Raw genomic sequence first — 12,230 nt, 5'->3', positions numbered from 1 at the left:
TGTCAGTGCAGGCTGTCGCCAGGCTCGGCCATCAGTTGCGCGAGCCAGGCAGCCTTGCACTCCTCCGCCTCGTCGCGACTGGCGAACGCAGTGCCGCGCCGCTCACCGTTGAGCAGCACCACCCAGCAGACACTCTGGCCCATCGCGCGCAATCCGGCGGGCACACCACTGCCAATCATCACCGCGACATCGACTCTGCACATACTGACCTCTCGACTTCATTAGCTACCTAACTAACGGCCATGTTAATGACTTCGTCGCGGAGGAAACAGCAATGCCCGTGCACAGATTCATTGCGCGAGCGGTAACAATCGATCAGCGCGGACTCTCCGGTTTATAACCCAGGCGCAGACCGCCCCAATGCCGGCCCTTGACCATGATCGGTACCGACAGGTCATGCATCAGCTCGCCGGTATCGCGGGTGTACGTCTGCAGTAGCACCGCTTGCTGATGACTGCCGCAGCGAATCCCGGTGCGGTCAGCGAACTTGCGCTTGGTGCGGTTGCCCACCGCGTCGACCTGCTCGTCACCGGTCAACGGCTGACTGAATGCCAGGTTGTGCGTCGGCACATAGCCCTGTTGCGTGCAGGCGATGGCGAACACCAACCCCTCATGACGCGGCAGCAACGGCTCCTGAATCGCCGGCAGCACCTGATCGGTGTAACGGTCGAAACGGGTCTGAAACTTCGGCGGTTGCGTCCCGGGAATCGGCTGATATTGACGGTCGAACAAATCCTCAAGGCTGATCCGCCCCTGCTCGACATCCGCTTCGAACCGCGCAGCAATCTGACTCGCGCCCTCACGCGCCAGGTCATAGACGCGCTGGTGATAGTCATCCAGACCAACTTCGGCCAGGCGCTCGCTGATGGTTTCCGCCTGGCCTTCCATCTGCACGGCGGCCTCGGCCAGGCGCCGGGTCTGTTGATCGCTGATCGCCAGATCGCTGCGCATCTGTTCGATGGCCTTGAACAGGCTGTCGAGCTGCTCGCGATTGGTTTCCGCACCCCGGGCGATTTCGCCGACCTGACCTTCCACGCCGGCGGCCAACCGGGCGATGTTGTCCAGATGCTGGCCGGTGTTCTCGACCTGCTCGACGCCGGTCTGCAGATCGCTGGACAGCTCGCGAATCTGCTCCACCACTTGCGCCGTGCGCTGCTGGATGTCGGCGACCATCTCCCCGACTTCGCCCGTCGCCGACGCCGTGCGCGCCGCCAGACCGCGCACCTCATCCGCCACCACCGCAAAACCCCGGCCATGCTCGCCGGCCCGCGCCGCTTCAATCGCCGCGTTCAAGGCCAGCAGATTGGTCTGGCTGGCGATGGACTGAATCACCAGCGTCACCCGTTGAATGTCATCGCTGCGCAGGCTCAGGGCTTCGATCAACTCTCGGCTGGCGTTGGCGCGTTGACTGAGTTGATGCATGCGCGCAATCGAATCCACCAGTTCGGTGCGCCCCGCCGCGCTGCTGTGATGCGCTTCGCTGGCGGCGTCCAGCGCTTCACGGCTGAGCTGCGAGGTGGCGTGTTCGGTGGCGATCATCACTTCGGCGTTGCTGACAATCTGCGCCGCCGCGTCGAGTTGCGATTCCAGTTTGCTCGCCAGTTGCTTGACGGAAAACGCCACACCGGCGGCTGACAGCGCGTTATGACTGGTGGTGTAGGAAAGGTCACGAGTGAGTTCGGAAATCGCGTTACCGGCATCGACAGGCGCAACATCGGGGATGGCCCGCGAGCGCAGGCGCGGCAGCCAGACAATCAGCACCGCCAGCGGCAGGCCGATGTACAGCGAGCCTCCACCCAGCGTCATGCCGGCAAGCAACAGCATCAGGGCGATGCTTTGCAGGGTCGGAGCGATCCAGCGGTTTTTCGGCAACAGCACTGGTGCGGGCAAAGCCCCAACCAGAGATCCATCTCTCGTCATTTCAACACCCCACGCATGTTCTCATTGTTGTGACTGCATTAAACGCCACTAGAACGCCATTATCCATGGTCCGTTAGTCGTGGAGCCTGCAGCAGGTCAATGGAACGGTGCGCAAGATATCGCAGACGAGTAAAAGCAAAGATCGCAGCCCCGTCAGCTCGTGTAGGAGCTGCCGAAGGCTGCGATCTTTTGCAGGCGCCCCCGATTCAGGGGGCAACCATGGAATCAGGCCTGACGCTGGTGCTTGTCGATCTGCTCGTGACGCTCTTGAGCTTCGATGCAGTATTTGGTGGTCGGGCTGATCAGCAGGCGTTTCAGGCCGATGGCCTCGCCGCTGTCGTCGCACCAGCCAAAACTGTCTTCCTTGATGCGCTCAAGGGCTTGTTCCAGTTGCGGCAGCATGCGCTGGTCGCGATCGATCGCGTTCACCAGCCAGGTGCGCTCTTCTTCAACCGAAGCCGCGTCCGCCGGGTCGGCCGGAGTGTCCAGGCTTTCGATGGCGATACGGTTTTGCTCAATGCGCTCATGGGTTTCGACTTTCATGTTCTGCAACAGCTCAGTGAAGAAAGCGTGTTGCTCGGCATTCATGTAGTCATCTGCCGGCATGGCCAGCAACTTGTCCTTTGTCATTGATATCTCTATAAAAAAACGTGCATTAAGGCGAAATAGGGAGCGTTCCGGCGAACCGTGTCCGGTCGACGAAAAGGCATCGTTTATTGCAAACGCCACCCGGCACTCAATTTACGAAGGGGCGGCAGTCTAAGGCCCGTTTGAGGCCTCAGCAACTGTAAATACCGGGAATTTGTCCGACAAGCCCTGTAAACAGCTCTGACACAGGCGTCATGGCGGTCATCGGAGTGCGTTTATAGCAAGAAATTCAGTCCAACGGCTGTATATAGAAGACAAACGGCTAACCGAGCGGCAGTTGGTCGCATTTTTTCAGCCATGCCGCCCGCGCAGTGCATCGTTTCAGCTGCGCAGACGCCGGAAATCTCCCCTGCCAACTCCCCGCACCCCGCCTATCATCAGGCACACCGTAAATAACTGTGGCGAGGGAGCTTGCTCCCGCTGGGTCGCGAAGCGGCCCCCAACTTTGGGCCTGCTGCGCAGTCCAGCGGGAGCGAGCTCCCTCGCCACAGTGTGATTTGATCAGCCTGAAGGAAGACTTATGCCCCGCCCCGATCTGCCGGCCAACGACGAGCCTGCCCTCGCCAGCCCCCCGATCAATGCCGAGCGTCTGCTGCAACTGATCACCGACGAATACGACACCCTGCCGCGCCAACTCAAACGCATCGCCAGCTACATGAGTCAGCAAAGCGAGCGGATCATGGTCGATCGCATCAGCGACATCGCCCGCGAATGCGAGGTGCATCCGTCCGCCATCGTGCGTTTCTCGCAGCGCTTCGGCTTCAGTGGCTTCAGCGAAATGCAGGCGCTGTTCCGCGCCGCCTACACCCACAAAGCCTCGCCGGTGCACAACTACCAGCAACGCATCCGCAGCATGATCGCCAACCAGTCGCAACAAGCCAGCGACGGCGACCTCGCCCGCGAATGCATCGACGCCACCCGCTCCGGCATCGAACGCCTGGGCCGCGAACTCGACGACGTCGCATTCGAGAAAGCCGTCGACCTGATCGTCAACGCCGACAACATCTATGTGGTCGGCGTGCGTCGCTCCTTCGCCGTCGCCGACTACCTCGTTTACAACTTGCAACACACTCACAAGCGCATTCACCTGGTTTCCGGGCTGGGCGGCAGTTATCGCGAGCAGATGCGCAGCGTGCGTAGCGGTGATTTGGTGATCGCCATCAGCTTCACCCCGTACGCCAAGGAAACCCAACACTGCCTGCGCTACGCCCGCCAGCAACAGGCCAACACCCTGATCCTCACCGACAGCCACCTCTCGCCCTTGGCTAAAAACGCCAACAGCCTGCTGCTGGTGAATGAGGGCAGCGCATTGGCCTTTCGTTCCCTGAGTGCGACGTTGTGTTTGTGTCAGGCGTTGTTCGTGGCGGTGGCGTATCGGCTGGAATTGAATGTGGATGAGATTCACGAGCAGGCCGGTTTTGACGACTGACATTTGCCTCAGGCTCGGCTAGGTTATGCCTTCCCACCGGTTCGACTTGAAGGAACGCGTCATGAAACTGATCGGCATGCTGGACTCCCCCTACGTGCGCCGCGTGGCGATCTCCGCCAAACGCCTCGGCATCGACCTCGAACATGAATCGGTCTCGGTGTTCCGCCACTTCGAGCAATTCCAGCAGATCAATCCGGTGGTCAAGGCACCCACGCTGATCCTCGATGACGGCGTGGTCCTGATGGACTCCACCCTCATCCTCGACTACCTCGAAGCCGCCAGCGGCAAAAGCCTGCTGCCGAGCGACCTCAAACAACGCGCCCACGCCCTGCGCCTGATCGGCCTCAGCCTCGCCGCCTGCGAAAAAGCCGTGCAGCTCTATTACGAACGCAACCTGCGCCCGGCCGACATTCAATACCAACCGTGGGTCGAACGCGTCGAAGGCCAACTTGCCGCCGCCTTCACCGTCCTCGAACAGGAACTGGAAAAAACCGGCCTGCCCACCGACGGCACCCTGACCCAGGCCGGCATCAGCCTCGCCGTCGCCTGGAGCTTCACCGGCCTCGTCGTCCCCGACCAGATCGACGCTCGCCGCTACCCGCACATCGCCCAATACACCGCGTACGCCGAAACCCTCGAAGCGTTCGTCAGCACCCCGATGACCTGACCATGAGCGCCACCGACACCGCCGCCCCGGCGTTAAAGGAAATCTTCAACGCCGAACGCCTGCAACACATCGCCTGCGAAATGAGCGCCGTGTACCCGGCGTTCAAGGCCAAGGCGTTTCTCAAGCACGCCAACCAAGGGCTGGCGGAATTGTCGGTGATGCAACGCATGGCCCGCGTCAGCGAAAGCCTGCACGCCGTGCTGCCGCTGGACTACGAAGATTCCCTCGAAGTCCTGCGCGAACTCGCCCCCCGCCTCAACAGCGGATTCGTCAGCATGTGCCTGCCGCACTACGTCGCCAGCTACGGCAGCCACGCCTTCGATACCTCCATGCAGGCACTGAAATACTTCACCACCTTCGGCTCCTCGGAATTCGCCATCCGCCACTTCCTGCGTAGCGACCTCGAACGCTCGCTGGAACTCATGCACGACTGGACCCAAGACCAAAACCACCACGTCCGCCGCCTCGCCAGCGAAGGCACCCGCCCCCGCCTGCCCTGGTCATTCCGCCTGGAAGCCGTGCAAGCCAATCCGCAACTGACCGCCGGCATCCTCGATCGGTTAAAGGCCGACGAGAGTCTGTACGTACGCAAGTCCGTGGCGAACCATCTGAATGACGTGACCAAAGAGCATCCGGAATGGGTGCTGGACACGATTGAAGGCTGGCCACTGGAAAACAAACACACGGCGTGGATTGCCAAGCATGCGTTGCGCAGTTTGATCAAACAGGGAGATTTGCGCGCGCTGACGGTGATTGGTGCGGGGGCCAAGGCTGAGGTTGAGTTGCTGGATGTGCGGGTTGAGCCGGCGGTGGTGAGGTTGGGTGAGGCGATTACGTTGTCGTTTACGGTGAAGTCGACGGTGGCGCATGAACAGCGGTTGGTGATTGATTATGCGATTGACTATGTGAAGGCGAATGGCGGGGTTTCGGGGAAGGTTTTCAAGTTGAAGACGGTGGAGTTGGCGGGGTTTGGGGAAGTGGTTGTGGCGAGGCGGCAGGTGATTCGGGATTTTACGACGCGGAGGCATTTTGTGGGGCGGCATGGGGTTAGGGTTTTGGTGAATGGGGAGGTTTTGGGGAGTGCTGCGTTTGAGATCGTTGCTGATTGATACCGGTAATAGATTCCGTTGATCTGGCAGTTATCGGACTCATAGGGAATTAGGGATGGAGCTGCTTTCGGCCAGAAGCAGTCATTCGAGCATTCTCTGGAACTACCTCTATTCACAGCCAACGGATTAATCATAGTGACCGGCGTCAGAAAGCACACCGGTCACTTCCATGCTCCTATTTTCTGATGGACACAATGGTGGCTCTGCCACCCTCTACCCGAAACGAAAACGAAACGCGGTCGCCGGCTTTCAGGCCCTTGAGTTGGTCCTCGGTAACGGAAAAAGCCATGGTCATCGGCGGCCATTGCACGGCTGGAACAGCCCCATGAGCGATGGTCACCGTATGCTTCGCAGTATCCATCGCCTTGATCGCTCCCTCGGCACTGGCAACTGGAGTCTGCTTTGTTTCCTGTTCCATCTGCATGCCCTCCATTCCGTTCATTTTCATGCCAGACATGTCTTCCGCGCGGGCAGAAAGTGAAAGCGTAAAGGCGATGCTTGCAACTGCAATCAGGGTCAGTTTCATACGATTGTTCCTTCTGGTTTGATGGGGTTAACGATGAGGTGCCGGCGACGCATCAGGCGATAGGCCGCCGGAATGACAAACAGGGAAAGCAAGGGAGCCGTGACCATGCCGCCGACCATGGGCGCAGCAATGCGGCTCATCACCTCGCTACCGGTGCCACTGCCCAACAGGATCGGCAACAAACCGGCAATGATGACGGCCACGGTCATGGCCTTGGGTCGAACGCGCTGCACGGCGCCTTCACGAATTGCCGCCACCAGCCCGCGCTCAGTGCTGTCGCCGAGGTCTTCCCGTTCTGCCCAGGCATTCTTCAGGTAGAGCAGCATTATCACGCCAAACTCGGCGGACACACCGGCCAGGGCGATAAAGCCGACACCTGTCGCAACCGACAGGTTGAAGCCCAACAAATAGAGGAACCATGCTCCGCCCGTGAGAGCGAATGGCAGCGTGGCCATGATCAGCAAAGCCTCATCGAAGCGGGCAAATGTCAGATAGAGCAGCACGAAGATGATCAACAGCGTGGCAGGCACTACCAGCTTTAGTCGTGCGTTGGCCCTTTCGAGAAATTCAAACTGTCCTGAATAGCTCAGGCTCATACCAGGCTGCAACTTGACCTGTTCACTGACGACTCGGCGCAGATCGGCTACCACTGAGGCAATGTCCCGACCACGCACATCGATGTACACCCAGCCCGAAGGTCGTGCGTTCTCGCTCTTAAGCATGGGCGGGCCATCCGTGACCTTGACCTTCGCCACTGTACCGAGGGTGATCTGGTTCCCTAGCGGGGTATAAATCGGCAATTGCTCCAGGGCGCCGACCGAATCACGCCACTCCCGTGGGTAGCGCACGTTAATCGGAAAACGGGCGAGCCCTTCAATGGTTTCCCCAACGTTTTCACCGCCGATAGCACCGGCCACGATGGATTGCACATCGGCGATATTCAGTCCGTAACGGGCGGCGACTTTGCGGTCGATGTCTACATCGATATAGCGACCACCGGTCAGTCGCTCGGCCAAAGCCGAACTGACACCGGGTACGCCCTTGGCCGCACGCTCGATAGCCTGAGTTGCGGCATCGATCTCCGTCAGGTTAGTCCCGGCAACTTTCACACCGATGGGACTTTTGATACCTGTTGCCAGCATGTCGATACGGTTGCGAATCGGCGGTATCCAGATATTGGTAAGCCCCGGGACTCGTACCACTCGATCCAGTTCCTCCACCAGTTTTTCCTGGGTCATACCGGCACGCCATTGCTCATGTGGCTTAAACTGGATGGTGGTTTCGAACATTTCCAGTGGCGCCGGGTCGGTGGCGGTTTCAGCACGACCGGCTTTACCGAAGACGTGTTCGACCTCCGGAACTGTCTTGATCAAGCGGTCGGTCTGTTGCAGCAATTGCGCTGCTTTCTGTGCCGACAAGCCCGGCAAAGCCGAAGGCATGTAGAGCAGATCACCCTCGTCCAGCGGCGGAAGAAACTCACCACCCAAACGAGACATTGGCCACAACGCACTGACAAAAACCAGCAACGCTACAAGCAGCGTGGTTTTGGGTCGACGCAAGACGGCGTCCAGGGCAGGCTGATAGATCCGGATCAACCACCGGTTCAACGGATTCTGTTGTTCACTAGGTATTCGCCCCCGAATCCAGTAGCCCATCAACACTGGCACCAAGGTCACCGACAATCCCGCCGCTGCGGCCATGGCGTAGGTCTTGGTGAAAGCCAACGGGCCGAACAACCGTCCTTCCTGAGCTTCCAGCGTGAATACCGGAATGAACGACAAAGTGATGATCAACAAACAGAAGAACAGTGCCGGACCTACCTCTGCCGCCGCTTCGGTCATTACATGCCAATGACGCTCACCCTTCAGTTCTTCCCCCGGATTGGCCGCGTGCCAAGCCTCTATCTTCTTGTGGGCATTCTCGATCATCACCACGGCAGCATCGACCATGGCGCCAATGGCGATGGCTATTCCCCCCAAGGACATGATGTTGGCGTTGATGCCCTGGTAACGCATGACGATAAAGGCAATCAACACACCAACCGGCAAGGAGATAATCGCCACCAGGGATGAGCGCAGGTGCCATAGGAAGATCCCACACACCAACGCGACGACGATGAACTCTTCGATTAGCTTGTGGCTGAGATTTTCCACAGCGCGGTCGATCAGCTTGCTGCGGTCATAGGTGGTGACGATATCCACACCAGCCGGCAGACTGCTTTTCAGTTCGTCGAGCTTGGTCTTGACCGCTGCAATGGTCTCGCGAGCATTCTTGCCGCTGCGCAAAATCACCACGCCGCCGACGGTCTCGCCTTCGCCGTCGAGTTCGGTGATGCCACGCCGCATTTCCGGTCCCAACTGAATGGTGGCGACATCGCCAAGGGTTACCGGCACTCCTCCCGAAGCCAGCTTGAGAGGGATCGCTCGAAAGTCATTGAGCGTCTTCAGGTAGCCGGAAGCCCGCACGATGAACTCGGTCTCTGCCATCTCCAGCACGGCACCACCAGTTTCCTGGTTGGCCTTGCCGATAGCCTCGGTTACCTCAGCCTGAGTGATACCTAGGCTGGCCAGTTTGAGCGGATCAAGCTGCACCTGATATTGTTTGACCATGCCCCCCACCGTGGCCACCTCCGCCACGTTGGGCAGGGTTTTGAGTTCGAACTTGAGGAACCAGTCCTGAAGAGCGCGTAGCTGCGCCAGATCATGCCCGCCACTGCGATCTACCAGTGCGTACTGATAGATCCAGCCCACGCCCGTCGCATCTGGCCCTAGCGCCGGCTTGGCACTGGCCGGCAAGCGACTTTGTATTTGGCTCAGGTACTCCAAAACCCTCGAGCGAGCCCAGTACAAGTCAGTGCCGTCTTCGAACAGCACGTAAACGAAGCTGTCACCGAAGAAGGAATAGCCACGCACCGTCTTGGCGCCCGGTACTGAGAGCATGGTGGTGGCCAAAGGATAGGTCACCTGGTTCTCGACAATCTGCGGCGCTTGTCCTGGATAAGGGGTACGGATGATCACCTGAACATCAGAGAGATCTGGTAACGCATCGATAGGCGTGCTCTGCACCGACCAGATGCCCCAAGCCGTGACGAACAGCGTCGTCAGTAGCACCAGGAATCGGTTGGCTACTGACCAACGAATCAGGGCAGCAATCATGGCTGGCTCCCCGATTTATCCAGGCGCTCAACACGCAGGCCATCGTCAGTCTGGCTCACCGCGACCCGGACCTTGTCACCCGCTTTAAGGCCCTGCATCAGCGCCGGTTTGGCGAGTGGGAATGTCATCGTCATGCCAGGCATGCCGAGTGTCTTGAAGGGACCATGAGCCAGCGTGACTTCTTTGTCGGTGATCTCAACGATCCGTCCATCCGCTTCATGAAAGCTGGAGGCTGCCGTGCTGGATGGTGACTCCTCCTCTGAGCTTGCAATGATGCCCTTGAGGCTGGCCTCTGAGTCGAGCAGGAACTGGCCAGACGTAACGACCTTCTGGCCTTCCTCCAGACCTTTCAATATCGCCGTTTTTCCATCGCTTTCCTGCCCGAGTTGCACCTCCACGGGACGATAGCGACCGGCGTTTTCTGTGAGCATCACCAAGGCACGTCGACCTGTGCGAATGATGGCTTCGCTGGGTACCCACAACACACTCTGCTCGGTCGAACGATTCAGGCGTACCTGTGCCGTCAAACCCGGCCTGAGGCGACCGTCCGGATTGGACAACTCAACACGTACGCGAAGAGTGCGGCTGTCCGGATTGGTCTCGGGCAAAATTGCGCTGACCTTGCCGTTGAGTATTGTTCCTGGGTAGGCGGGCAAACGCGCTTCGACTGCCTGTCCCACGGTGACCGATCCGGCATCCGACTCTGGAACGGCCACAGCTAGCCAGACACTGCTCAAGCCATTAACGCGCGCCAAAGTGTCACCCGACGCCACCGTCATACCCGCGCGTACGTTCAACTCTTGCAGCACGCCACCAATAGGGCTGGTGAGCGTCAGGTAGGGTTGGACTTTGCCACTTCGCTCTACCTGAGTAATCAGTGTTGCCGGCATCCCCGTGAGCAGCAGTCGTTGTTGGGCCGCAGCCAACAATTCAGCATCTCCATTGCGCTTCAGCGCAAGAAACTCTGTCTGGGCAGCAGCCCATTCCGGCACCAGAATATCCGCTAATGCCGCATTGGCTTTGAGCACATCGCCGGGTGCATGGGCATAGACCCGTTCCACAAAGCCCGAGGTGCGTGCCTGAATAACCGCGACATCCCGCTCGTTGAACCCCAAAGCACCTGACACATCGAGGCTGGAATCAAAGATTCCACGGGTGACGGTCGCAAAACGCAGCCCGATATTCTGGGTTAGACTCGGGTCGATGTTGACGCTCGTACGGCCCCCTGGGCCGCTGGCGTATTGAGGAACCAGTTGCATGTCCATGAAGGGGGATTTACCCGGCTTATCGAATTTTTGCTGTGGGTACATGGGGTCGTACCAATACAGTGCCTTGCGTCCGTCCGATGAATTGAGGCTCTGCTCCTGTGTGGTACTGGGTACTCCGCTCATACGCTGATGTGCCAACCAGTAACCACCGGCAACACCCAATCCCAGCGAGATGCCTACCAGCAATGCCCCATTCCATTTTTTAAGGATCATTGGCTCGACTCCCCATAAGCAAAATACAGCCGCGCGCTGGTCAGTGCTCGCTGCTCTTCCACGTCGATCTGTTTGAGGCGGGCCTCCATGAGTTCACGTCGAGCCGCAACAACGGCGTTTAAATCGCCTTTGCCGGCACGGTAGCTGGCCATGCTGAGATCGACCTTTTCCTTGGCCAGCGGTAACAGGCTTTCCTGGTTTCGGCGTACGGCACGATTCAGGCGCTCATAGTCAGCCAGTTCGTTCTCCAGTTGCTGTGTGTGCTCGCGTGACAGGGCTTCCCGCTCGGCCTCAAGCTGGCTGAGTTCAGCCTGTTTGGCTGCGATTCTGGGATTTTGGCGAGAGTCAGGAAACAACGGTAAATCCCAGGAAAACTGCACGCTGACCATGTCGCCAAACTCGCGGCCGCGATGCTGGTAATCCACTTCCCAGCTCCAGTCCGACTGTTTCTCCGACACGGCTTCATTAACTTTGGCTTGCGCTTCGCGGGCCATCGGCGCAAACGCTGCCAGTTCTGGATGGTGTTGCAGTTTATGGGCGTAACTGGAGGTATCGACAGGCCATTCAGGCAGGCTGCCTACAGGCTTGTCATTGGCGGCGGGACCAATCCAGCGCTTGAGGGCTGCTCGGGCCTGTGCTCTCTGGAGAACCAGATCGTCCTGCTGCTCCGCCAGTTGAGCCGCTTCCTGCTTGGGCGTCACCGCATCGGCGGGTTGAGCGCGACCACCAGCAATCTGGGCTCGGACCGTATCCGTCAGAAGGCGGTTTTCTTTGTAGAAATCCTGGAACAGCGCATCTTTGCGTTCAACCGAGTAGCTGCTGATCCAGGCCAGCGCCGTGGACTGGCGCACCTTCAGACGTTCGACTCGACGCTCCGCTGCGGCACGATCAACGGCTGCGTCGGCGACCTCAATGCGCGCTTTGCGCTTGTCGCTGTTGGGCATCTCTTGCCTGACCCCAACCATTTGCATGGTCATGAAGTCCTGGTCGATGCTCCAGCGATCCGGACCTCCAACGGGGTAATTCTGCACACCCAATAGCAGTTTGGGGTCAGGTAGTTCACCGGCTGGAATAGCTGCGCTGCTGGCAGCGTGAATTTTGGCGTCTTGTGCGGTCAGCGACGGTGCATTGTTTTCGGCCAGCCGCAACGCTTCATCGAGTGTCAAAGCAGCAGCGGAGCTCGGCAATGCCAGTACGCTTGCCGCCAGACCGGCCACAAGGGGCCAGCCTGTGCAATAGCACTTGGAGTTCATGTTTACGATTCCTGTGATCATCCACTGCACGCGTCAAAAGAC

10 protein-coding genes are annotated in these 12,230 nt (G+C 59.1%); 3 read left to right on the top strand and 7 right to left on the bottom strand.

The window, feature by feature from the left end; all coding sequences use genetic code 11:
- Nucleotides 1–2: 2 nt before the first annotated feature.
- From AC193Q_RS03745 to AC193Q_RS03735, 3 genes are all read right to left on the bottom strand, one after another.
- Nucleotides 3–203 (bottom strand): hypothetical protein, encoded by a 201-nt coding sequence (locus AC193Q_RS03745; RefSeq protein ID WP_007966907.1) that lies wholly within the window; start codon nucleotides 201–203, stop codon nucleotides 3–5.
- A gap of 112 nt (nucleotides 204–315) precedes the next feature.
- Nucleotides 316–1,539 carry a methyl-accepting chemotaxis protein gene (locus tag AC193Q_RS03740; protein ID WP_483879619.1) on the bottom strand — a complete coding sequence of 408 codons (1,224 nt, stop codon included), beginning with the start codon at nucleotides 1,537–1,539 and terminating at the stop codon, nucleotides 316–318.
- Between the two features lie 606 nt (nucleotides 1,540–2,145).
- Entirely contained in the window at nucleotides 2,146–2,550 is a 405-nt protein-coding gene (locus AC193Q_RS03735) for a TraR/DksA family transcriptional regulator (RefSeq protein ID WP_003225981.1), read from the bottom strand.
- Nucleotides 2,551–3,088: 538 nt separating this feature from the next.
- Here AC193Q_RS03735 and AC193Q_RS03730 point away from each other — a divergent pair.
- The 3 genes from AC193Q_RS03730 to AC193Q_RS03720 all read left to right on the top strand — a co-directional run bounded on the left by AC193Q_RS03730 (nucleotide 3,089) and on the right by AC193Q_RS03720 (nucleotide 5,773).
- Nucleotides 3,089–3,997, top strand: coding sequence for a MurR/RpiR family transcriptional regulator (locus AC193Q_RS03730; RefSeq protein ID WP_047294982.1), 909 nt, complete (start codon nucleotides 3,089–3,091; stop codon nucleotides 3,995–3,997).
- 61 nt (nucleotides 3,998–4,058) lie between these two features.
- Entirely contained in the window at nucleotides 4,059–4,664 is a 606-nt protein-coding gene (locus AC193Q_RS03725) for a glutathione S-transferase (RefSeq protein WP_483879150.1), read from the top strand.
- Nucleotides 4,665–4,666: 2 nt separating this feature from the next.
- Nucleotides 4,667–5,773: a DNA alkylation repair protein gene (locus tag AC193Q_RS03720; protein WP_483879149.1), complete on the top strand. Its 1,107-nt coding sequence runs from the start codon at nucleotides 4,667–4,669 to the stop codon at nucleotides 5,771–5,773.
- A gap of 175 nt (nucleotides 5,774–5,948) precedes the next feature.
- Here the strand turns inward: AC193Q_RS03720 and AC193Q_RS03715 are convergent, their stop codons facing one another.
- From AC193Q_RS03715 to AC193Q_RS03700, 4 genes are read right to left on the bottom strand one after another with little or no spacing between them, the layout of a single operon-like run.
- A complete protein-coding gene (locus AC193Q_RS03715; RefSeq protein ID WP_483879148.1) occupies nucleotides 5,949–6,299 on the bottom strand; it encodes a copper-binding protein in 351 nt (116 codons plus the stop codon).
- Nucleotides 6,296–9,454 (bottom strand): efflux RND transporter permease subunit, encoded by a 3,159-nt coding sequence (locus AC193Q_RS03710; RefSeq protein WP_483879147.1) that lies wholly within the window; start codon nucleotides 9,452–9,454, stop codon nucleotides 6,296–6,298. The genes AC193Q_RS03715 and AC193Q_RS03710 overlap by 4 nt, the downstream gene beginning before the upstream one ends.
- A complete protein-coding gene (locus AC193Q_RS03705; protein WP_483879146.1) occupies nucleotides 9,451–10,935 on the bottom strand; it encodes an efflux RND transporter periplasmic adaptor subunit in 1,485 nt (494 codons plus the stop codon). The genes AC193Q_RS03710 and AC193Q_RS03705 overlap by 4 nt, the downstream gene beginning before the upstream one ends.
- A complete protein-coding gene (locus AC193Q_RS03700; protein ID WP_483879145.1) occupies nucleotides 10,932–12,188 on the bottom strand; it encodes a TolC family protein in 1,257 nt (418 codons plus the stop codon). The genes AC193Q_RS03705 and AC193Q_RS03700 overlap by 4 nt, the downstream gene beginning before the upstream one ends.
- Nucleotides 12,189–12,230 lie beyond the last annotated feature (42 nt).

The sequence above is a fragment of the Pseudomonas sp. F2 genome (assembly GCF_057174385.1).
Note: the sequence above shows the minus strand (reverse complement) of the source record. Positions and strands in the feature narration are given on the sequence as shown.

Coding starts and splice junctions, on each gene's coding strand:
- AC193Q_RS03710 (WP_483879147.1), bottom strand. CDS start 9,454: ATGATTGCTGCCCTGATTCGTTGGTCAGTAGCCAACCGATTCCTGGTG.
- AC193Q_RS03735 (WP_003225981.1), bottom strand. CDS start 2,550: ATGACAAAGGACAAGTTGCTGGCCATGCCGGCAGATGACTACATGAAT.
- AC193Q_RS03725 (WP_483879150.1), top strand. CDS start 4,059: ATGAAACTGATCGGCATGCTGGACTCCCCCTACGTGCGCCGCGTGGCG.
- AC193Q_RS03730 (WP_047294982.1), top strand. CDS start 3,089: ATGCCCCGCCCCGATCTGCCGGCCAACGACGAGCCTGCCCTCGCCAGC.
- AC193Q_RS03705 (WP_483879146.1), bottom strand. CDS start 10,935: ATGATCCTTAAAAAATGGAATGGGGCATTGCTGGTAGGCATCTCGCTG.
- AC193Q_RS03720 (WP_483879149.1), top strand. CDS start 4,667: ATGAGCGCCACCGACACCGCCGCCCCGGCGTTAAAGGAAATCTTCAAC.
- AC193Q_RS03715 (WP_483879148.1), bottom strand. CDS start 6,299: ATGAAACTGACCCTGATTGCAGTTGCAAGCATCGCCTTTACGCTTTCA.
- AC193Q_RS03700 (WP_483879145.1), bottom strand. CDS start 12,188: ATGAACTCCAAGTGCTATTGCACAGGCTGGCCCCTTGTGGCCGGTCTG.
- AC193Q_RS03740 (WP_483879619.1), bottom strand. CDS start 1,539: ATGATCGCCACCGAACACGCCACCTCGCAGCTCAGCCGTGAAGCGCTG.
- AC193Q_RS03745 (WP_007966907.1), bottom strand. CDS start 203: ATGTGCAGAGTCGATGTCGCGGTGATGATTGGCAGTGGTGTGCCCGCC.